Raw genomic sequence first — 21,125 nt, forward strand, 5'->3', positions numbered from 1 at the left:
ACCATGAAGAAAATTTGCCCTGTCATCCTTTGTGGCGGATCCGGAACGCGCCTGTGGCCTCTTTCGCGCAAGAGTTACCCCAAGCAGTTTGTGCCCTTGATTGGCGACACCAGCCTTCTTCAGGAATGTGCCGACAGACTTCGTGGACCGGCAGATGCGCGTTATGCCAAACCTTTGATTCTGACCAACGAAGCCTTTCGCTTTGTAGTGCCTGAACAACTGGCCGCTGTTGACATCGATCCCGGACCGGTTCTGATCGAGCCCGAGGGGCGCAACACGGCTCCGGCCGTTCTGGCCGCAGCCTTGTATCTGGCAGAGTCCGATCCTGATGCTGTGATGCTGGTGGCACCGTCCGACCATGTCGTTCCAGACAAGCCTGCTTTTCATGCGGCCGTCGCGCGAGGCGCCGAAGCTATAGAAGAACGAGGCGATCTGGTGACCTTCGGCATCACACCTGACAGGCCAGAAACGGGATATGGCTACCTAAAGCTCCGCCACGCACCTGACATCACAGACGCCACGGTTCCGCTGGATCGGTTCGTTGAGAAACCGGATCTGCACAGCGCCAGGGCCATGGTGGACGAAGGCACATACCTTTGGAATTCAGGTATTTTCCTTTTTGGCGTCAAGGATATCATTGCTGCCTTTCAACAGCACGCTCCTGATCTGTTGGACCCGGTTCAAGCCGCTGTCAAAGGGGCCAAAACGGATCTTGGCTTTTTGCGCCTCGACGCTGATGCATGGGCAAAGGTTCAGGATATCTCGATCGACTATGCCGTTATGGAAAAAGCCAGCAATCTCAGTGTAGTACCTTATGCGGCCGGATGGTCTGACGTCGGCAGCTGGTCTGCCGTGCAAGAGCTGAGCAATCCTGATGCTAGTGGCGTTGCCACAACCGGCGAAGTCACCGCCATTGACTGCCACAACGTGTTAGTGCGCTCGGAGTCGCCCACGCAAGAAGTGGTTGCGATGGGTCTTGAGAACGTAATCACAGTTGCCATGCCTGACGCTGTTCTTGTTGCAAGCATGGACAAGGCGCAGGACGTCAAACAGGCAGTTGCAGCACTGAAGGCAAAAGGCGCGAAACAAGCCGAAGAATTACCCGTCGATCATCGCCCGTGGGGCTGGTTTGAAAGCTTGGTCGTCGGAGAGCGGTTTCAGGTCAAACGCATTCACGTCCATCCGGGCGCGGCACTGAGCCTGCAATCGCATCATCACCGATCCGAGCACTGGATCGTGGTCGAAGGCACGGCCAAGGTTACGATCGGCGAAGAAGAACGCCTCGTATCCGAAAACGAGTCCGTTTACATCCCACTGGGCGCGGTTCATCGAATGGAGAACCCCGGTAAGGTCCCCATGGTGTTGATCGAAGTTCAGACCGGGACTTATTTGGGCGAAGACGACATTGTCCGCTACGAGGATATTTACGCCCGAGATTGAGGGGCGTTACAGGATTCCCCGGTGATCACCGCAATACCTGCCGATAGGTAGAATCAATCACTCTTCCCCACCAATTTGCGAAACAAAAGCCATTCATCGATAGCTTCTGTTTCGGCGATGGAAATTCACTGGTTAACAAAGTTCTTCCGGGGAGTACGCCCCGGTGAGGCGGGATTCAGACCTGCCACGGCAGTTTGACGCGCAATCATTGATGGACCGACGGTCTCAGGAGGACGCCCATGTCGCAAAGCTCACCCCGATTGAACCTACCCTATCTGCAACCTGCACAGGCGCAGAAACACGTCACCCATAACGAAGCGCTGCGACAGCTGGATCTGGTCGTGCAGCTGACTGTTGCTTCGCTGCAAGCAACAACCCCGCCCGCCGTTCCCGAGCAAGGTGAAGTCCACGCGCTTGGCGGCAACCCTGTCGCTGAATGGAACGGTCAGGCGGGCAAGCTGGCCGCATGGCTGGATAATGCCTGGCATTTCGTCGTGCCCGAAATTGGGTGGCGGGCGTGGGATCAGGCAGCGAAGCAGCTGAAAGTCTGGGATGGCACAAACTGGATCGATCCGCCAATCGCGGCCCAGAACTTAGGCGGTCTGGGCATCGCAACCGGGTATGACAGCACCAACCGTCTGTCCGTTCGGTCTCCGGCCACGTTGCTAAGCCATGACGGCGGCGGTCATCAACTGAAAATCAACAAGGCAGGTGCCGGTGATACTGCCTCGCTGTTGTTCCAGTCGAACTGGATGGGACACGCGGAAATGGGCCTGTCGGGCGGCAACGGTTTCTCCATCAAGGTCTCAGCGGACGGAAGCTCTTGGACCGAAGCACTGAGTTTCGATCCTGCAACGGGTATTTCCAACGGGGCAGCCGTTCAGGCAAGCGCAGATGACACGACCATGGGCCGTCTCATGCGCGCGGATTACGGGTATGGGCCCGGCAACTTATTGGGGTCAGTATCCGAAAACGGCGGCGCCCCTACCGGCGCAGTGATTGAACGAGGCAGCACAGCCGATGGCGACTATGTCCGATTTGCCGACGGAACGCAGATTTGTTCCGCTGCGTTGACCGCAGTCGGATGCACCGCAACGGACGGTGCTTTGTTTGCAAGTAGCTCAAGTACGTGGAATTTCCCGTCCAGTTTTGCTGCAGGCACCACACCTGTCCTAAGCGGTACCGCTGGCAAGATCGCGCGGTTCCTCAGCTTTGATGCCGCTTCTACCACGGACGTCACCTGGCAGGTGCTGTCAACCTCTTCAGATGCCTCGTTGGCCGTTCCGGCGCTCACGGCAATCGGGCGATGGTACTGAAAACCACCGCCCGGGCGTGAGTCCGGGCGGTTATTTGTTGCGTAGGTCCGTGTCGGCCTGCTTAAGAAACCAAGCATAGGTTTCGCGGATACCGTCATCCAGTTGAATTCGATCCTGCCAGCCCATATCACGCAAGCGGGACACATCCATAAGCTTGCGCATAGGGCCATCCGGTTTGCTGGCATCCTGCGTTATGCGTCCGGTAAAACCTGTCGTTTCAGCGACCAGCACGGCGAGATCGGCAATCGAGATATCATGTCCACTTCCGATATTGATATGGCTGAGCATCGGTTGGGTGTTCGCATCATAGACGTCGCGCGGAAGGTCCAGAACAAACAGCGCCGCATCGGCCATGTCATCCACATGCAGGAATTCGCGTCGCGGGGTGCCGGTGCCCCAGATCACCACCTCGTCAACCCCATCGCGCTGTGCTTCGTGAAAGCGACGGATCAGGGCAGGTAGAACATGGCTGTTTTCCGGGTGAAAGTTATCTCCGGGCCCGTACAAGTTGGTCGGCATGACTGAGCGATAGTCGACCCCGAATTGCCGGTTGTAGCTTTCACACAGCTTGATCCCGGCGATCTTGGCCACCGCATAAGGTTCGTTTGTGGGCTCGAGCACACCGGTCAGCAGCGCATCCTCGCGCATCGGCTGGGGAACATCTCGCGGGTAAATGCAGGAACTGCCAAGTTGCAGAAGGCTTTGAACACCAGCGGCAAAGGCCTGATGGATCACATTGCATTCGATCATCAGGTTTTCATAGATGAAATCGGCCGGAAAGGAGTTATTGGCATGAATGCCGCCCACCTTTGCGGCCGCCAGGATTACGACATCTGGACGTTCGGCCTGCATGAAGGCGCGCACTGCGGCCTGATCGGTCAGGTCCAGTTCGGCGCGGGTGCGGGTGACCAGCTCCAACGCTTCACCTGCTGATTGACGCTGCTGCAACCTGCGCAGGATCGCACTGCCAACCATACCGCGATGCCCTGCGATATAGATCTTGCGCATATCGTCCCCTTAGCCATTTTCCAATGTGACGGGTATTTCCAGACCGTGCTGTTTCAGCAAGGCATGGCGCTTGGCGGTTATCAGGTCTTCGGCGACCATTTCCGCACACATCTCCTGCACGGAAAGCTCGGGCTCCCAGCCCAGTTTCTGTTTCGCTTTTGATGCATCACCCAACAAGCTGTCCACCTCGGCCGGGCGGAAATACTGGGGGTCAATCCGCATGATCACGTCGCCCGGCTTTAGGGCTGGGGCATTGTCACTTTCAACGGCGGTGACCGTCGCAATCTCATTCACGCCTTCGCCGTAAAACTCCAGACGGACGCCAAGCTCGGCCGCGGACCATTCGATGAACTGACGCACCGAATATTGCTTGCCCGTGGCAATTACATAATCTTCGGGCGTTTCCTGTTGTAGCATCAGCCACTGCATCTGCACATAATCTTTGGCATGACCCCAATCGCGCAGGCTGTCGATATTTCCCATGTAGAGACAATCTTCGAGCCCTTGGGCGATATTGGCCAGCCCCCTGGTGATCTTACGGGTGACAAATGTCTCGCCCCGACGCGGGCTTTCGTGATTGAACAGGATGCCATTGCAGGCATACATCCCATAGGCCTCACGATAGTTCACTGTGATCCAATAGGAATAGAGCTTGGCCACCGCATATGGCGAACGAGGGTGAAATGGAGTTGTCTCGCGTTGCGGTCTTTCCTGCACCAGCCCGTATAATTCGGAAGTCGAAGCCTGATAGAACCGGGTTTTCTTCTCCAGCCCCAGAAACCGGATCGCCTCAAGCAAGCGCAACGTACCCAAGGCATCAACGTCAGCTGTATACTCCGGCGCTTCGAAACTGACGGCAACATGGGATTGGGCGCCCAGGTTATACACTTCATCCGGCTGAACCTGCTGCATGATGCGGGTCAGGTTCGATGTATCGCTTAGATCGCCGTAGTGCAGACGCAGCTTGGGGTCCGGCTCGTGCGGGTCCTGATAGATATGGTCGATCCGCTGAGTGTTGAACGAAGACGCGCGCCGTTTGATGCCATGAACCTCATAGCCTTTACTCAGCAAAAGCTCGGCTAGGTAAGACCCATCCTGACCTGTAATGCCTGTAATCAACGCAGTCTTGGCCATGAATACGCCCCGCCCTGTTCCAAAACACTTTTCTTCTGTTCCAAAGACAGTAAGAAGCCGCGGAAAGCAACCCAAGGTCCCATAAGGGATTGAATCCATCTTCGGTTTCTAGGACTGTGCCTTCTCTAAGGGCGCCTATAACAAAAAAGGAATTTGAACTATGCGCATTGCGATGATTGGCACCGGGTATGTGGGGCTTGTGTCGGGTGTGTGTTTCTCGGATTTCGGGCACGATGTGATCTGCGTCGACAAGGCCGCCAACAAGATCGAGATGCTGCAGGCCGGCGAAATTCCGATCTACGAGCCCGGGCTGGATGTCTTGATGGCCAAGAATGTCGCCGCAGGCCGTCTGAGTTTCACCACCGATCTGGCCGCGGCCGTGAGCGGCGCGGATGCTGTGTTCATTGCAGTTGGCACGCCTACCCGTCGCGGCGATGGTCATGCAGACCTGACTTATGTCACAGCCGCCGCAAAAGAGATCGCGCAGGCCGTCACAGGCTATACTGTGATCGTGACCAAATCGACGGTGCCGGTCGGAACAAACCGGATGGTTCATAATGTGATCTCGGAAACAAATCCGCAGGCCGAGTTTGATGTTGCCTCGAACCCGGAGTTCCTACGTGAAGGGGCCGCCATTGACGATTTCATGCGCCCCGACAGAGTGGTCGTCGGCATTGAAACAGATCGCGCCGCTGAGGTCATGAACGAGGTTTATCGACCCCTTTACCTACGCGACTATCCAATCCTGACCACCGATCTGGAAAGCGCGGAAATGATTAAATACGCCGCCAATGCCTTTTTGGCGACCAAGATCACCTTCATCAATGAAATTGCGGGTCTGTGCGAACGGGTCGGCGCGGACGTCAAGGAAGTGTCGCGTGGCATCGGCCTGGATGGACGGATTGGCAACAAATTCCTGCACGCTGGCCCCGGGTATGGCGGCTCATGCTTTCCGAAAGACACCGCGGCATTGGCTCGGATCGGACAGGAATATGCCTACCCGATGCAGATCACCGAGACAGTCATTCGTGTAAATGACGGGGTCAAGAAACGGATGATCGAGAAAATCCGCGAGGCCTGCGACGACAATTTCAATGGCAAGACCATCGCGGTGCTGGGCGTCACCTTCAAACCCAATACCGACGACATGCGCGACGCGCCGTCGCTGACCATCGTGCCCGCGCTGATCGGCGGAGGCGCAAAGGTACGGGTCGTCGACCCGCAGGGCCGGTCCGAGGGCGAAGCTCTGCTGCCCGGCGTTGACTGGGTCGAGGAGCCTTATGCGGCGGCCAAAGATGCGGATGTCGTGGTATTGCTGACCGAGTGGAACGAATTCCGCGCGCTAAATCTGAATGAGATGGCCGAAACCATGCGAACTGCCCGCATGGTTGATCTGCGCAACATCTATTCTGAAAGCCAGGTGCTGAAATCCGGTTTTGATACCTATGTAGGCGTCGGGCGCTGAGAGCACCGGGTAGGGTCGTCAGACTTTATCCAACGCTTCCTGCAGCTTTGCCAGCTCACCGTCGCGCATCGCAATAGACTGTGCCGGATAGGGAAAATTTCTGGCGCGGACTTCGGACTGGAACTCTTTTAGCGCTGTTACCCGTTCCTGGTACACTTGCTTGTGCAGACGACCCAGATCGCCAAAGGCGTGCGCGTGGCGCGGAGGGTTTTCAGCCTCGCCGCATATGTCGGCCATAAACAGGAAAATCACATCGCCCGCATTGCCCGACCCCAGCGAGATGGTAACGATCGAGGTCTTGTCGTTCAGCAAGTTCAGCGTGTCCTCGGCCACGCATTCAATCTCGCACGCTATGGCGCCAGCATCTTCGTAGCGTTTGAAGGTTCGATAGATCTGCATCGCCTCATCTGAGGTCCGACCAAAGGCACGCAACCCGCCCGCCCAATGGCTAAGAGACGGAACCAGACCCATGTGAACCTGCACTGGGATGCTCTCACGCGCCAGCATTTCAACCACTTCGTATGAGCGGTTGGTAAAATACATGTCGGCGCCTTTTTCCATGCACTCGATAGCGTGGCGCATGATTTCGTCATTGGTGGAAAACTGACCCCAATTCATCGCGGTGCCCGCGAAATGGGTGGGTGCAATCTCTCGCGCCATGTCCAGATGCACGTCCCAAAGTGTCAGCAGGTCAATTCCGGCGTCAACGCATGCCTGGATTTCGGCCTCGTTCGCCGGATTACACATGGTCATCCGCTGGTCAGTTTTCTTAAGGTCCAACAGGTCTTTGACGGTGTAGTTCCTCTGCGCCGGGCGGCGGCCAAATGTGTAAATATTCTTCATGACGGTCCCTGTTGTTAGATAGCAATTGCCGAGTCCCGAAAGACCCGGCAGCTGAGAATTGCTGATTGATTATTCGGCAGCCCAGATTTTGCGGCGGCGTTCCTTGACCATTTCATTCCCTTCGTCTGTTCCGTCATGGAAGGTGTTAAACCATTCATCCCAGGGCGTTTCCCAGGTGCCATAATTGCAGTCGAAAAACTTGTGATGCAGTTGGTGGAAGAAATCGCCCACCTGGAACTTGGCATTTTTGCCGAGTTTCAAGTGCTCAAATCCGGCGTGAGACACAGGCGCACCGATCCCATGATGGAACAGCAGGAAGATGGCGTGGATCGGGTGCGACGGCAGCAGGAAAAAGATCATCGTATCGAACATCAGAAAGAAGCTCTCGACCGGGTGCATCGCCAGTCCGGACCACGGCCCGGTATTGATATTGCGGTGATGCCAGGCGTGGACTTTGGTATAAAGGGTCCCGACATGTAGCAGGCGGTGCAGCCAATAGAAATGAAAGCCCGCCCAGATCGGAATGAAGACCACCATCGCGACAAACCAGACCGGGTAGCTGTCGAAGGTGATCATTGTGACCCAGCCATTGGCGTAGGAATAGAGGATGAAACACTCCCAAAACGTCCAGAAGGTCAGTGCCGGGCCGAGGGTCCAGAACATGTTGTCCCAGACCTGATTTTTAAAGGTAAAAATCTTGGCGCCCTTCATCATCGGGCGCATGTCGTAACGGTATTCGTCCTGCTGCGTGCGGAACTTCCACAATGCCAGGTGAAGACCTCCTGCAACCACCATCAGAATGCAGAAATTGCGAAACCAAATCTCGGCCACCCAATCCCAGCTTAACGTCTCGATCCGTGCCAGCGAAGGGGTCAGGTAAGTCCACGTTATGATGGCGAACACCAACAGAAACGCGCGCAACGCCAGTGGATTCCAGCTTTGCAGCAGGTATTTCAGCACAGCCAGCGGCTTCATCGGCCAGTCCCAATAGGGAGAGGTCTGGATCGGCAGTTGCGGTGTGTAGTTCCAAATCTTGCGTTTGGGGCGTGTGGGTAAGGTCGGTTCGGTCATGGCGTGACTCATCTGTTCTATTCGCTGGTCGAATTCTTACCTGCAATCGCGGATACCTCAGAACGCTATGTATTGCAGGTCAGGCCAAGTTTTGCTTAGCCTGCACACATGACCACTCGTATCCCCTCTCTCAACTGGTTGCGCGTGTTCGAGGCCGCGGCCCGTACCGAAAGTTTTGCACGGGCGGCGGTACAACTGAACATGTCCGCAGCCGCCGTCAGCCAACAGGTCAAGGCGCTGGAAACCCGATTGGGCACGCCCCTGTTTCACCGACACGCCCATGCAGTGACACTGACCGAGACCGGGCGGGCCTATCTTCCCTCGGTTCAGCAATCGCTGTTGATGCTTGAAACAGCCACCACCGGGCTGTTCGGGGAAACGCGGGAACAGAGACTGTTTGTGCAATCCGTCCTGCTGTTTGCCCATGGGGTGCTGGCGCGGGGATTGCCCGAGTTTCAGGCCACGCAACCACAAATCAACCTGTCGCTCTCCACGGGCAACTTGATCTCGGATTTTGCCAATCGTTTTACCGACTTGCAGATCGTTTTCGGAAACCCTGCATTGTTCGGTACCGAAAGCGACGAACTGTTGCGCGAGCAACTATACCCGGTTGCGCCGCCGGATATCGCTGCTCAGATCACCAAACCGCAAGATTTGCTGAGGTTCACTCTGATCGAAGTCTCGACCCACCGCGCAAGTTGGCCGCATCTATTCGAAACGCTCCGGTTGTCGACGGGTCAGGCACACTATTTCTTTGCCGACAATTCACTGATGGCCGCCGAGCTTTCAGCTTGCGGAGGCGGTATCGCGCTGGCCCGCGCGCCTGCCTCGGATCGGATCATGAGCCTGTCCGGACTTGTGCCCTGTCTTCCGGACATCATCTGTCCGGGGCAAGAGGCCTATCATCTGACCTACCCATCCCGCACCGCTTTGCGTCCCGCAGCGCGCGTATTTAGAGAATGGTTGCTGGACTACAGCGCAGCGTTCCAGACGCGATAGCGCCCTTGTCCAGTGACCTCACGGATCAGGCCGCGTTTGGTGAACAGGTCCAAGTTTCGTTGCACCGCAGCTCGCGAGGCTTTTGTCAATTCTTCGGCCAGAGGGGCCGAGACCATTGGCCAAGCCGTCAGGACCTCGATCAGAACTGGCGGCGTGCGCCCGCTCAGGTCCGCGGTGGCCTCTGTCGCGCGCTGTTCCCATGTGCGGACCCGATCAAGATGGAGCAACGCCGCCAGTGCCGCTTGCCCAGCACCATGAATCCAAGCGGACAGTTTTTCATTCGGCTCTCCAGCACCACGCAAAGCACCAGGACCAGATAAGGTAAGCGGCATAAACAATGCACCGCCCCGACCCATAGTCGCAGCGTGGCGTGCCGCAATTATAGCGGCTTCTGTATCTTGCCCGATGCCCTGTGACAGTGCGCGCCAGGCGTGGAAGGCGATCGCAGATTGAGTTACCGGATGTAGGCCAGCGGCGTTGCCCATCAATTCCGCCAAATCAGCGACGGTTTCCGGTATCTCATCAATGCCTTGCGCAATACGGTCAAGAAATGCGGTCAAACCGATCTCCCACCCTCCGTCTGACGGTTCGGCTCCGGACGTCAGCCGCCGGACCGCCCATCCGGCTCGGAACAGGGCCTGCACGTCGTCGCCGGTCGCCCCGATCCGCAGCCCTGTCCATAAGGCCAGGCGGTCGACACTGATCCGGTCGCCGGTCCACCATCCGAGGTCTGAAACCTCCATCAGCGCCAGACGATGGCCCCACCCTTTGGGCCCTGCGCGTAGACGTTCGTCCAGCGCCCCAAACGTCGCCGCCAGATCGGCCAGCTCAAAAGACAATTCTGCTTGCGCCGCGCGCCAGTCTCTATGATCAAACAGCAGCCGCTGGTCCGCACGTCTGCCGGGGAACAGAAAATCGCTTTCGGACTCTTCGTCCAAAGGCGGCATGAACCACAGGTCTTCGTCCTCGGGCGGCTCGGTGTCATAGATACTTGCCGGGCCATCCTCGGCCTCTTCCAGTTCGGGCAGGATGCGCTTGGATTTCATGGCCGGTATTCTTCGGGCATTTCGGTTCGTTCTCAAGTGATTTTACGACAAAGAACCCATCACCCGGCAAAGCTGGATGTAAGAACATTCAGTTGGCCCATCAAATCCGTCTGTGCATCATGGCCTAACACCATATAGCCAAACCCGTCCTGTGCCCAGGTTGCGGTTGCCAACCCGCTGAGAACAGAGTGTTTTACCGGCTTATCCTCGGCCCCAGGCCCTTGTCGAATGACGCAGAACGCAAATGGCTGCCCTTGCCCATCCGAGTATACGACCTGAACCAAAGGCTTTCCGTTGAACGACAAAACCTGCGCCCGCTTTAAATCGAGACCCGGTAAGTTTTCCAACACCTCACGGTTTAGGGAACGCCCCAGCTGCGCCTCGGCCAGTGTGAACTGTGCGTCTAGCGTAACTGGAGAGTTGTCCAGCTCTGCAATTGTGTCCGGCACATAGAGCGATTGGTAGATCGCAGCCTGCTCAGCCCAACCGAGATCAGACGGCCGTGTAGCCCAGAAAGTCGCGGAAACAGCAATGATCGCCCCAGACGCCGCCACCCCGATCAGACGAAAAGTGCCAGCCGCATGCGACACCGGCGCCGGGGTCGGCAGATCTATTTCAGGGGGTTTCGCCGGGACGTTCTGGAACACCTCCTGAACTACATTCGCAATCGGGTCCAATGCCATCAGGCGGGCCTCGAGCGTGGGATCGGCCTCAATTGCATCCTCAATTACGCGGCTCTGGTCTTCGTCCAGATCGCCTTCCAGATACGACAGCAGCGTCTCATCAGAAAACTTCATTTGCCACCCCGTCGAACGGTGTCAAGTGCATCGTGCTGCATTGCGGTTTTCAATTTCTGCCGGGCATTTGACAGCCGACTCATGATTGTGCCGATGGGAACCTCGAGCAACGCCGCGGCCTCGCGGTAGCTGTAGCCTTCGACAAACACAAGCATCACTGTTTCCCTCTGCGCTTCTGGCAGTTGCATCACTAGGGTAAACACTTCAGCGGCAAAAATATTCGTTTCTGCATCCGGTCCTGTCGCCACCAGTTCTGCCTCGGGCGTGACCGACAGCGCCTGTGCCTTGCGAACGGACCGGGCGCGCAGTTCGTTCAGCCAAATTGAACGGCAGATCGTCATCAGCCAACTGTCCAGCCGCGCATGCGACGTCACCTGATGATGACGCTCCAACGCGCGCAGGCAAGTTGCCTGCAACAGGTCATCGGCAATGTCCGAAGCCCCAGACAACGCAAGACCAAACCGCCAAACGCGTTTGGAGTGCGTCTGGATCGCGCCGCGTACGGCCTGTTCGGAACTCAATTCACCGCTCATCGAATAAATTGCGACCTGTGTGTGTTTGTCTTTCACGAGCCGGGCCCGCGGGTTCAGGACTGACACAGACTCTGGAGGAAAGAAATGAAACTTCTGTTCAAGGCGATCACGATTGCGTCGATAATTATTGCAGCTCCGGCCTTTGCGGCCAATTGGACGCTGAACTCGGATGCTTCACATCTGGCCTATGGTACGGTCAAAATCGACGACATCGGAGAGGTCAATTCCTTCACCAATCTGTCCGGTCACGTAAGTGAGGACGGTTGGGTAAAGATTGATGTCGACCTGTCCTCGGTCGAGACCAATATCGACATTCGCAATGAACGCATGATCGAGCACGTGTTCCGCAAAGCGGCATCGGCCACATTGTCAGCACGGATTGACATGGACGCAGTCTCGAAACTTGACGTGGGCAAAAGCGAGACTTTCGAGGTCGAGGCCAAATTGTCGCTTGTGGGCACCGATGTGGATTTCACGACCGAGATGTTCGTTTTGCGCATATCCGAATATTCAGTCATGGTCTCAACCAATGACATGGTCTTTATCAGCGCCGAAGACGCCGGCGTAACAGCAGGCGTGGACAAGTTGATGGAACTGGCTCAGTTGCCGGGCATCACGCGGACTGTGCCTGTGACCGCTCGGCTGATGTTCACTCTGGACAGCTGAGACCGCTGAAACTCTGTGCCATGTCGGGCAGCCATCAGTGTCAGCAACCGCACCTTCGCTTCCCCGATATGCGCCGCCAACAGAGCGCAGGCTGCGTCGACCTGACCGGCCTGTGCCAAGCGCAGCAATTCCTGATGATTCTGCCGCTTATTCGCCAACTCCACCAGCCCTTCGGCATCCAGCTGCTTTGGAAGGTTGTTTCTCATTTCGTTGCCAAGGGACTATCCGCTTTCTTAGGGCGAACCAGCCCCCCAAGTGTCGCTTAGACGGTATCCACCGGGCCAGGGATCGTCCGGGTCCAGCATGTGCTGATGCACACCGGTAATCCAGCCCCGGCCAGAGATTTCAGGTACGATCGCATTGCGATCGCCGATACAGGTTGCCTGTACAATCCGGCCCGTGAACTGCGAGCCGATGATGGAAACCGCCTGGAAACTCTGCCCGATCTGCATTTCGCCCTTTGCCGCCATCAGCGCTATGCGCGCCGAAACCGCCGTTCCGGTCGGGGACCTGTCGACTTTGCCCGGCTGGATCGCAACTGCAGATTTTCCACGCAGGCCAGTTGCTGTCTTTTCCAATGGGCCGCAAAACGCACAGAACGAAATGTGATCCCAATCGGGGTTTTCAGGATGCGAAAAGCCAAGCTGATCATTCGCGGCATTGGTGATCGCGACGCCCAGACAGGCGATATCGCGGGCCTCGGCCTCGACAATATCAAAACCTAACGCGGCAGCGTCGACCACAACAAAGCTGTCCCCGCCATAGGCCGTGTCCACGCTCAAAGTTCCAACTCCCGGCACTTCAAGCGGAACAGCGATCTTGTCCGCAAAGCTGGGTAGGTTCTGCACAAAGATCCGCTCGGCCTTGCCATTGCGGCATTCAGCCCGAACCAGAACCAGGCCGCCCGGGGCTTCAAGCGTCATACGGGTTTCCGGCTCCTGCATCGGGATGATCCCGCCGTCCAACAGAACGGTTGAAACACAGATCGAGTTCGAACCGGACATAGGCGGAGTGTCTTCCGGCTCCATAACGATAAATGCGGCGTCAGCCTCGGGGTGTTTGGGCGGCACCAACAGGTTTACATGGCGAAAAACGCCCCCTCGGGGCTCGTTCAGCACAAAGTTTCGCAATGTCTGATCACGGGCAATGTATGCGCGCTGATCCCAAACTGTATCACCAGGTGGCGGAGCCACCCCACCGACGATCACGTCGCCGACTTCACCCTCGGCATGGGCTGAAATGACATGAATGGTTTTGCTGCTGCGCATTTTTGCCCTTTCAAAACCGTGTTGCAGAGAACGCACCAGGTGAAATCCGCGGCATTTGGCCAGCGACCATGGCCCCTACCATCTCGGCCGTTCCGGCCGATTGTGTCAGACCCAGGTGGCCATGCCCAAACGCATATATAACATTCGGGGATTTCGGCGACGCACTGATAACCGGAATACTGTCCGGCAGCGACGGACGAAATCCCATCCATTGCATACCGCCCTCGGTTTTCAGTCCCGGCAAGAATTTCTGCGCCTTCGTCAACAGCGTCTCGGCGCGTTTGTAATTGGGGGGCAAGTTCAGTCCACCCAATTCAACCGCTCCGCCGATACGCACGCCGCCGTTGATGCGGCTGGCCACAAAACCGTGACTGGAAAATGTCAGATGCATCCTAAGATCGAACGCCCCTTCCGGAAGGGTCGTATTATAGCCGCGCTCTGTCTCGAGCGGAATTTTATCACCGAGCGTCCGTGCCAGATGGTGGGACCACGCGCCAGCCGACAATACCACTTTGGCCACTTCTGTCGTGCCATTTGCGCAGGACACTCGAACACCATTGGAAGTCGGCGCTAAACCCAACACTTCCTTTTGCTCGATCTGCCCCCCGCGGTCGCGGAAGACCCGGGCCAGATGCTCGACCCATGTTTTCGGGTCGACGACATTCAGCCAATTGGGCGTGAATCCTGCATGTGTGAACCGCGGGCACAGGCCCGGTTGTTTCTCGGCTATCGCCTCAGGGCTTTCCAGCAGTTCGAATTCGATCCCTTGGCGGCGGCGCAATTCCCAAGTGGGAAGGCTGGCACGGTATTCCGCCTCGCCTTCATAGAGTTGCATCTGGCCGTCGCGTTGCATCAAAGCCTCGCCATCAACCGAGACAATCTGCCGTGTCAGGGCTGCACTGGACAATTCCATCAGGCTGGCCTGGGCGCCCAACAGGTTTTGATAGCGATCCGGGCGGCTAGCGCGCCAGAACCGATACATCCAAGGTGCGATTTGAAACGCATATGCTGTCGGAATCGACAGTGGACCCAACGGATCCAGCAACCATTTTGGAGCCTTACGCATAATGCCCGGCGTCGCCAGCGGCTCGACTTCTGAAAAGGCGAAAGCGCCTGCGTTGCCAGCCGACGTCTCCGCCACCACGCCCTTGCGATCAAAAACGCGTACTTGGTGACCCAGCCGTTGCAGCTCGAGCGCTGTGCTGATGCCGATGACGCCTGCCCCAATGACGATAACCTGCGGCATCAGGTTTCAATGCCTTCTCTGAACGGGTCTTTGGGGTCAAAGATCAATCGCCCCTCGGACATCACAAAGGCCTGCCCCGTGATCATAGGGATGACGCCCCCGCCCGGCCCCGACCGATAGGACAGATGATAAGAGCTGCCAATGACGCTTTCCTGCACGATTTCTTCTCCGGCGGCCAATTGACCTTCGGCCGCCAGACAGGCCAGCCGCGCGGAGCTACCGGTCCCGCATGGGGATCGGTCATAGGCGTCATCCGGACAAAGGACAAAGTTTCGGCTGTGCACGCCTTCACGCGGAGAAGCGCCCTGAAAGATCACATGATCCACAGGCTCGCCCTTCTCGCCCCCAATCCCCTGCGCGATTGTGGCCTCGCGAATGGCAATTGCGGCGTCGGTCATCTGACGAATGTTGCCGGGCTCAACAGGGATCGGGCTGGGATCGATGATGAAGAACCAATTGCCACCATAGGCGACATCTCCGGTCACTAACCCGAAACCGGGCACGTTCAGCGTTACTGCACGGCGCACCCGACGACTTTCGATATTCGTTACTGTCACGGTGTTTGGATCATGCAACTCAACCGTGACGACCCCAGCCGGGGTTTCAATGCGATGTGTGCCGACATCGATCCGCCCCAAATGCGCCAGCGTCACCGCCAAACCGATAGTCCCGTGGCCGCACATACCCAGTACGGCATCCACATCGAAGTAAATCACGCCAGCCACGCATGTGGGATCTACCGGTTCAACCAACAAAGCCGCGACCATTGCCGGCTGCCCGCGCGGCTCCAGCATGATCGAGCGGTAAAACACTTCGTGCTCGGTCGCCAACTGGTGGGCACGTATGGCCAATGGACCGGATCCCAGGTCAGGCGCTCCGTCTAGGATCACCCGTGTGGGTTCACCTCCGGTGTGGCTGTCGATCACATGCATTCAGCAATCACTCCGCCTTGCTTCGACCAGTCGGCAAACCAGTTGCGGAACAGGGCATATTGTTGTTCGCAATAGTTTCGCTGTGCATCGGTCAGTTCGTCGGTTTCATTGAAGTGTAGACGGTATTCGGGTTCTCCGTTCAAGACCAGCAGGTGCTTGTAATAGAGAACCAGATCCGGCCCTTCATCGAAGCTGGACAGAACATGGAAGGCATCGGTCAATTCTTGTGCGCGCCGGCGTGCTTCGGCATGACCCTGAGCTGCTTTTTGCGACAGCGCGGCCAGCAACAGCGCCTCATGCGGCAGAGCAGTGCCGATTCCGGTGATTGAGCCGGTTGCACCGCAGTTGACAAAGCCATGATAGACCTCGGTATCGACACCGACCATCAACGTGACCTGATCATCCTGACTGGTGATGTTTTCAGCCGCGTATCGCAGGTCGTCCTTACCACCGAACTCCTTGAACCCTAGCAGGTTAGAGTGTTCGGCTCGCAGCGCAAAGAACAGATCTGCCCGTGTCGCAAAGCCATAATACGGGCTGTTGTAAATGATTGCGGGCACATTCGGCGCGGCGGACAGGATCGCTTGGAAGTGGTTTTTCTGCGCAGCAGGAGAACTTCCCCGCGACAGAACTCGTGGGATCACCATCAGACCAGCCGCGCCCACTTTCTGCGCGTGCGCAGCATGAGCCACCGCAGATTTCGTATTGATTGCCCCAGCGCCGACCACAACCGGGAGACCGGCGCCAATCAGTCGCTCGACCCCTTCCATCCGCTGCGCGTCTGTCAGCAGTGGCCAGTCGCCCATCGAACCGCAGTAGACAACGGCCGACATCCCGGCCTCAATCATCTGTTGACCCTTACGTACCAACGCATCGAAATCAGGCGCGCGGTTTAGTGTACAGGGTGTCATGAGGGCGGGCATGGTACCGGAGAAAACGTCTGATTGCATGAATTCTTTCCTTTGACGGGCAATTGCGTGTGCGCTGGTTTCGCGTTCAAATACGGCGTATCGGTTATTGGATACGCGAACCTTTGGATTCGTTCGAAGAAAAAAAACGCGGTAACCCGTGTGGGGCACCGCGCTCATTTCTGCTTCAGGGTTTTACGATTACCGCAGCCTCAGCCCGGTGTCCGGATCAAACAGCATCGCACGTTCCGGACGGACAGATATACCGATCATGTCACCCTGCTTGCTACGCTGATCATCGCGCTCTTCCACAATCAGCTTGTCGCCGTTTGGTGTCAGCAGATAGGAATACGACACGCCGCCCAAGGCCTCTGTAAGATCGACGGTGCATACACCGCCAGAGCGATCAACTTGAATGTGTTCCGGTCGGATACCCAATGTCACCTTGGCTGCATCCGCTGGCACCGAATTGGTGACCGGAATCGAGTCGGTTAACGCGGGGTGACGGACAAATCCATCTACTACATCGCACTCGAGGAAATTCATCGCGGGCGACCCGATGAAGCCCGCTACAAAGCGGTTATCGGGATCGCGATACAGGTCCATCGGGGCACCGACCTGTTCGATGCGCCCATCGCGCAGCACCACTATCTTGTCGGCCATAGTCATCGCCTCGACCTGATCGTGAGTCACATAGATCATCGTCGCGCCAATTTCGTTGTGCAGACGTGCGATTTCCACACGCATCTCAACGCGCAATTCGGCATCAAGATTGGACAGAGGTTCGTCGAACAGAAACACTTCGGGGCCACGCACTATGGCCCGTCCAATAGCGACGCGCTGACGCTGACCGCCCGATAGGGCCTTTGGTTTGCGTTTGAGATATTGATCCAGTTTCAGAATGCCCGATGCCTCCTGAACCTTTTTGTTGATCTCGGCCTTTGGCACCCCGTTCATACGCAGACCAAAACCCATATTCTCCGCCACACTCATGTGGGGGTAGAGAGCATAGGTCTGGAACACCATCGCTACGCCGCGCTTGGCCGGGTCCATGTGGGTGACGTCGCGCACACCGATGTGGATTTCCCCCTCGGACGTTTCCTCAAGCCCCGCGATCATGCGCAACAGCGTGGATTTTCCACAACCCGAGGGACCAACAAAAACGCAGAATTCGCCGTCTTCGATTTGTAGATCGACGCCGTGGATCACTTGCGTCTGGCCATACCGTTTGATCGCACGGTTCAGAGTTACACCTGTCATGTCGCTTACATCCTGTCGTTATTGGCCATCCGGCGGGTTTCAGGGAACCGCCATGCCTGTGCCTCGGTCCCGATCTGTTCAGCCACGTGCCGCACGCGGGGAACCCAGGCTTCCAATTGATCGAAATCCATGCGTCCGGTCGAACCTGTCACTGAAATCGCACCTAGCATCCGCCCACCCGAAGTCAGGATAGGGCAAGCAATACAGATAATGCCGGGTTCATGTTCTTCATCGTCGACGGCGTATCCACGGCTGCGGATCAAGTCGAGATCAGCCCGCAGTTCTTTCTCAGAGGTCAGCGTCTTGTCGGTAAAGCGGTGAAAGCTCTGCTGAGACATCGTCTTGTTCAGCGCATTTTCATCAAGAAATGCCATCATCGCCTTACCGACCCCAGTGCAGTAAGCCGGGCCAACCTTGCCAGCCTGCGAATACATCTCGACCGGCTGCGCCGCGTTCCGCTTGTCTACATACAGGACCTGGCTGGAATCGAGCTGCGCCAGATGAACCGTTTCTCCGGTCTCGCGGCTAAGCGCATCCAGAAACGGCCGCGCAATAGGAGCCAGCGAACTCTGCGTCCAGGCCGCATGGGCCAGCCGCACCAATCTTAGGCCCGGCGCATAGGTCTGCCTGTCTGGGTCATATGACAACATTCCCTGATTGGTCAGGGATTGCAGAAAACGATACAGCGACGCTTTAGGAAAATCGCTGTTGTCCAGCAATTCCGCAAAGCGCACCGGGCGTTGAAACGCCGCTACTTGCTCAAGCACGTCACATGCTTTGCCTATTGTTCCGTCGCCAGCCACGGGTGCTTGATCTCCTCCACATACCCCACAGCGTCAGTGCGGGGGTCTTGACAACGCTAACCGATTCGATGTGTAGTTTTCAATATATAAAACTAGGTTTCATTATTTGGAACCTCAAAAATGGAAGCTAAGGGAGGAAACCATGCATTCCATCTTCAAGCGCACTGCGGCAGCACTGGCTGCCAGTGTGGCAATTGCAGCGCCGGCGTCGGCTGAACTGACCGGCGAGCTGCGGATCTTTCTTGACACATCGAACCCGGCGCCCCGCGCGACGATGGAAGCGATGATCGAGCGGTTCCAGGCACAGCACCCGGACCTGACCATCGAAACCACCGTTATCGACCGTGAGGCTTACAAGACCCAGATCCGCAATTTTCTGACTGCGGACACGCCCGACGTTGCGACATGGTACGCGGCAAACCGGATGAGACCTTACGTCGAGGCGGGATTGTTCGAGGACGTGTCGGACCTGTGGGCGGAGCCTGCGATTGGCGACAATCTGGCCTCGACCAAGGGCGCGATGACGATCGATGGTAAGCAGTGGGGCGTGCCCTATTCCTACTATCAGTGGGGTGTTTACTATCGCAAAGACATCTTTGATGAACTCGGTCTGAGCGAACCGACCACCTGGGAAGAAGAGCTTGCCAACTGTCAGAAGATCATCGATTCCGGGCGCGCATGCTACACTATCGGCACCAAGTTCCTGTGGACCGCGGGCGGCTGGTTCGACTACCTGAACATGCGCACCAACGGGTTCGATTTCCATCAGGATCTGGCAGCAGGCAAGGTCAGCTGGGAAGATGACCGGGTCAAACAGACCTTTGCCAACTGGAAACAGCTGATCGACATGGGCGCCTTCATCGACAACCACCAGACCTATAGCTGGCAGGAAGCCCTGCCCTTCATGGTCAAGGGCGATGCGACCGCTTACCTGATGGGCAACTTTGCCGTGGCACCCCTTCGTGAAGCGGGTCTGACCGACGATCAGCTGGACTTCTACCAGTTCGTAGCGATCAATCCCGATGTCGAACTGGCCGAAGACGCGCCGACCGACACGTTCCACATTCCAGCAAACGCTTCGAACAAGGAAGCCGCACGCGAGTTCCTGCGCTTTGTCGTTTCCCCGGACGAACAGACCGAGATCAACAATGGCAAGAACCTTGGGCAGCTGCCTGTGAACGCCAATTCCTCAGTTGATGACGACAAGTTCCTGAATCAGGGTTTTGAAATGCTGTCGTCCAACAGCCCCGGAGGCGTCGCCCAGTTCTGGGATCGTGACGCGCCTGCGGAAATGGCCAAGGCCTCGATGGAAGGTTTCCAGGAATTCATGGTCAAACCTGACAACGTGGACAAGATTCTGGCCAAGCTGGAACGGGCCCGCGGTCGTATCTACGACCAGTAATCTCTGGACCAGGGCCGGGCAGCAGCCCGGCCTACCCCCAAAAAACCGGAAAATCTATTCATGACCGTTGCCGTCGACATCCCCGAACAGGAAAGCTGGTTCCATCGCAACCAGCAACGCCTTGCCCCCTGGCTGTTTCTCGCACCGGGTCTGCTGTTCTTCATGGTCTATGTGATCATCCCGGTATTTCAGTCCTTCAACCTGTCGCTTTACGAATGGGACGGGCTGGGCGCTGCCGAATATGTCGGCGTTCGAAATTACGAGGATCTCTACTGGGAATGGGTCGACCGCGACGCGTTCTTCATCTCGCTCAAGAACAACCTGATCTGGCTGATCCTGTATCTCGCAGCGATCCCGGCGGGCCTGTTCATCGCGTTGTTCCTGAACCAGACAGTTGTAGGTATCCGCCTCTACAAATCTTTGTTTTTCTTCCCCTTTGTTATCTCTCAGGTCGTTGTCGGCCTCGTGTTCACGTGGTTTTATGATCCGACCTTCGGTCTGCTGAACGAATTCCTCGGACTGTTCGGTATGGGTCCGCTCAACGTGCTGGGCGATGAGCGGTTCGTGACTTACGGCATCATCTTCGCCGGGCTCTGGCCACAAACGGCCTATTGTATGATCCTCTACTTGACCGGCCTGAACGCCGTTGACCCCGAACAGATTGAGGCCGGCCGTCTCGACGGTGCCAAAGGCGCGCGGATGTTGTGGCACATCATCCTGCCGCAGCTGCGCCCCGCCACGTTCATCGCCTTTGTCGTCACAATTATCGGCGCGTTGCGCAGCTTCGACCTGATCTCGATCATGACCCAAGGCGGCCCGTTCGGCTCGTCCCGCGTGTTGGCCTATTACATGTTCGAGGTCGCGCTGTCCGAATACGGTTTCCGCATGGGATACGGAGCGGCCATCGCCGTGATCCTGTTCCTGATCATGCTATGCTTCATCGCCTATTTCCTGTGGTCGATGTATCGCGAAGAGAAGGGGCACTGAG

The 21,125-nt window shown here is 57.0% G+C and carries 21 protein-coding genes; 7 read left to right on the plus strand and 14 right to left on the minus strand.

Going from position 1 to position 21,125, the window contains the following annotated elements:
- The first annotated feature begins 3 nt into the window (after positions 1-3).
- Together AC2TDA_RS16310 and AC2TDA_RS16315 are read left to right on the plus strand one after the other, a co-directional pair.
- Complete coding sequence (locus AC2TDA_RS16310; protein ID WP_480879752.1) at positions 4-1,440, plus strand: mannose-1-phosphate guanylyltransferase/mannose-6-phosphate isomerase; 1,437 nt, start codon at positions 4-6, stop codon at positions 1,438-1,440.
- A gap of 239 nt (positions 1,441-1,679) precedes the next feature.
- Positions 1,680-2,756, plus strand: a complete 1,077-nt coding sequence (locus AC2TDA_RS16315; protein ID WP_480847106.1) for a DUF2793 domain-containing protein — start codon at positions 1,680-1,682, stop codon at positions 2,754-2,756.
- A 30-nt stretch (positions 2,757-2,786) separates the two neighbouring features.
- Here the strand turns inward: AC2TDA_RS16315 and fcl are convergent, their stop codons facing one another.
- Positions 2,787-3,764, minus strand: a complete 978-nt coding sequence (gene fcl, locus AC2TDA_RS16320; protein WP_480879753.1) for a GDP-L-fucose synthase — start codon at positions 3,762-3,764, stop codon at positions 2,787-2,789.
- A 9-nt stretch (positions 3,765-3,773) separates the two neighbouring features.
- Positions 3,774-4,898, minus strand: a complete 1,125-nt coding sequence (gmd, locus tag AC2TDA_RS16325) for a GDP-mannose 4,6-dehydratase (RefSeq protein ID WP_480879755.1) — start codon at positions 4,896-4,898, stop codon at positions 3,774-3,776.
- Between the two features lie 160 nt (positions 4,899-5,058).
- Between gmd and AC2TDA_RS16330 the strand changes: the two genes are divergently transcribed.
- Positions 5,059-6,363 (plus strand): UDP-glucose dehydrogenase family protein, encoded by a 1,305-nt coding sequence (locus tag AC2TDA_RS16330; RefSeq protein WP_480879756.1) that lies wholly within the window; start codon positions 5,059-5,061, stop codon positions 6,361-6,363.
- 18 nt (positions 6,364-6,381) lie between these two features.
- Here the strand turns inward: AC2TDA_RS16330 and AC2TDA_RS16335 are convergent, their stop codons facing one another.
- A complete protein-coding gene (locus AC2TDA_RS16335; protein WP_480879757.1) occupies positions 6,382-7,206 on the minus strand; it encodes a 3-methyl-2-oxobutanoate hydroxymethyltransferase in 825 nt (274 codons plus the stop codon).
- Positions 7,207-7,275: 69 nt separating this feature from the next.
- Positions 7,276-8,277: a sterol desaturase family protein gene (locus AC2TDA_RS16340; RefSeq protein WP_480847099.1), complete on the minus strand. Its 1,002-nt coding sequence runs from the start codon at positions 8,275-8,277 to the stop codon at positions 7,276-7,278.
- A 108-nt stretch (positions 8,278-8,385) separates the two neighbouring features.
- Between AC2TDA_RS16340 and AC2TDA_RS16345 the strand changes: the two genes are divergently transcribed.
- Complete coding sequence (locus tag AC2TDA_RS16345; RefSeq protein WP_480879758.1) at positions 8,386-9,276, plus strand: LysR family transcriptional regulator; 891 nt, start codon at positions 8,386-8,388, stop codon at positions 9,274-9,276.
- Here the strand turns inward: AC2TDA_RS16345 and AC2TDA_RS16350 are convergent.
- The 3 genes from AC2TDA_RS16350 to AC2TDA_RS16360 are packed head-to-tail and all read right to left on the minus strand — an operon-like array spanning position 9,249 to position 11,688.
- On the minus strand, positions 9,249-10,322 hold the full coding sequence (locus tag AC2TDA_RS16350; RefSeq protein ID WP_480879759.1) for a helix-turn-helix domain-containing protein: 1,074 nt from the start codon (positions 10,320-10,322) through the stop codon (positions 9,249-9,251). The two genes, AC2TDA_RS16345 and AC2TDA_RS16350, sit on opposite strands and share 28 nt — an antisense overlap.
- A gap of 59 nt (positions 10,323-10,381) precedes the next feature.
- Positions 10,382-11,119 (minus strand): anti-sigma factor, encoded by a 738-nt coding sequence (locus tag AC2TDA_RS16355; RefSeq protein ID WP_480879761.1) that lies wholly within the window; start codon positions 11,117-11,119, stop codon positions 10,382-10,384.
- Complete coding sequence (locus AC2TDA_RS16360; protein ID WP_480879763.1) at positions 11,116-11,688, minus strand: RNA polymerase sigma factor; 573 nt, start codon at positions 11,686-11,688, stop codon at positions 11,116-11,118. The genes AC2TDA_RS16355 and AC2TDA_RS16360 overlap by 4 nt, the downstream gene beginning before the upstream one ends.
- A 48-nt stretch (positions 11,689-11,736) precedes the next feature.
- Between AC2TDA_RS16360 and AC2TDA_RS16365 the strand changes: the two genes are divergently transcribed.
- Entirely contained in the window at positions 11,737-12,318 is a 582-nt protein-coding gene (locus AC2TDA_RS16365) for a YceI family protein (protein WP_480879765.1), read from the plus strand.
- On the opposite strand, the gene AC2TDA_RS16370 is transcribed toward AC2TDA_RS16365, so the two are convergent.
- The 7 genes from AC2TDA_RS16370 to AC2TDA_RS16400 form a co-directional block, all read right to left on the minus strand.
- A complete protein-coding gene (locus AC2TDA_RS16370; RefSeq protein WP_480879766.1) occupies positions 12,252-12,524 on the minus strand; it encodes a hypothetical protein in 273 nt (90 codons plus the stop codon). The two genes, AC2TDA_RS16365 and AC2TDA_RS16370, sit on opposite strands and share 67 nt — an antisense overlap.
- Positions 12,525-12,551: 27 nt before the next feature.
- Positions 12,552-13,586: a trans-3-hydroxy-L-proline dehydratase gene (locus AC2TDA_RS16375; protein ID WP_480879768.1), complete on the minus strand. Its 1,035-nt coding sequence runs from the start codon at positions 13,584-13,586 to the stop codon at positions 12,552-12,554.
- A gap of 10 nt (positions 13,587-13,596) precedes the next feature.
- Positions 13,597-14,832, minus strand: coding sequence for an NAD(P)/FAD-dependent oxidoreductase (locus tag AC2TDA_RS16380; RefSeq protein ID WP_480879770.1), 1,236 nt, complete (start codon positions 14,830-14,832; stop codon positions 13,597-13,599).
- Positions 14,832-15,764 carry a 4-hydroxyproline epimerase gene (locus AC2TDA_RS16385; protein ID WP_480879772.1) on the minus strand — a complete coding sequence of 311 codons (933 nt, stop codon included), beginning with the start codon at positions 15,762-15,764 and terminating at the stop codon, positions 14,832-14,834. The genes AC2TDA_RS16380 and AC2TDA_RS16385 overlap by 1 nt, the downstream gene beginning before the upstream one ends.
- Positions 15,755-16,714 (minus strand): dihydrodipicolinate synthase family protein, encoded by a 960-nt coding sequence (locus AC2TDA_RS16390; protein WP_480879773.1) that lies wholly within the window; start codon positions 16,712-16,714, stop codon positions 15,755-15,757. Before AC2TDA_RS16390 ends, AC2TDA_RS16385 begins: the two co-directional genes overlap by 10 nt.
- 159 nt (positions 16,715-16,873) lie before the next feature.
- Entirely contained in the window at positions 16,874-17,932 is a 1,059-nt protein-coding gene (locus AC2TDA_RS16395) for an ABC transporter ATP-binding protein (RefSeq protein ID WP_480879775.1), read from the minus strand.
- Positions 17,933-17,937: 5 nt separating this feature from the next.
- Positions 17,938-18,735, minus strand: coding sequence for an IclR family transcriptional regulator (locus AC2TDA_RS16400; protein WP_480879777.1), 798 nt, complete (start codon positions 18,733-18,735; stop codon positions 17,938-17,940).
- A gap of 142 nt (positions 18,736-18,877) precedes the next feature.
- Between AC2TDA_RS16400 and AC2TDA_RS16405 the strand changes: the two genes are divergently transcribed.
- Together AC2TDA_RS16405 and AC2TDA_RS16410 are read left to right on the plus strand one after the other, a co-directional pair.
- Positions 18,878-20,137 (plus strand): ABC transporter substrate-binding protein, encoded by a 1,260-nt coding sequence (locus tag AC2TDA_RS16405; protein WP_480847082.1) that lies wholly within the window; start codon positions 18,878-18,880, stop codon positions 20,135-20,137.
- A 60-nt stretch (positions 20,138-20,197) separates the two neighbouring features.
- Positions 20,198-21,124 (plus strand): carbohydrate ABC transporter permease, encoded by a 927-nt coding sequence (locus tag AC2TDA_RS16410; protein ID WP_480879778.1) that lies wholly within the window; start codon positions 20,198-20,200, stop codon positions 21,122-21,124.
- The last annotated feature ends 1 nt before the right edge of the window (position 21,125 follow it).

The organism is Ruegeria sp. HKCCD6426 (assembly GCF_057221115.1).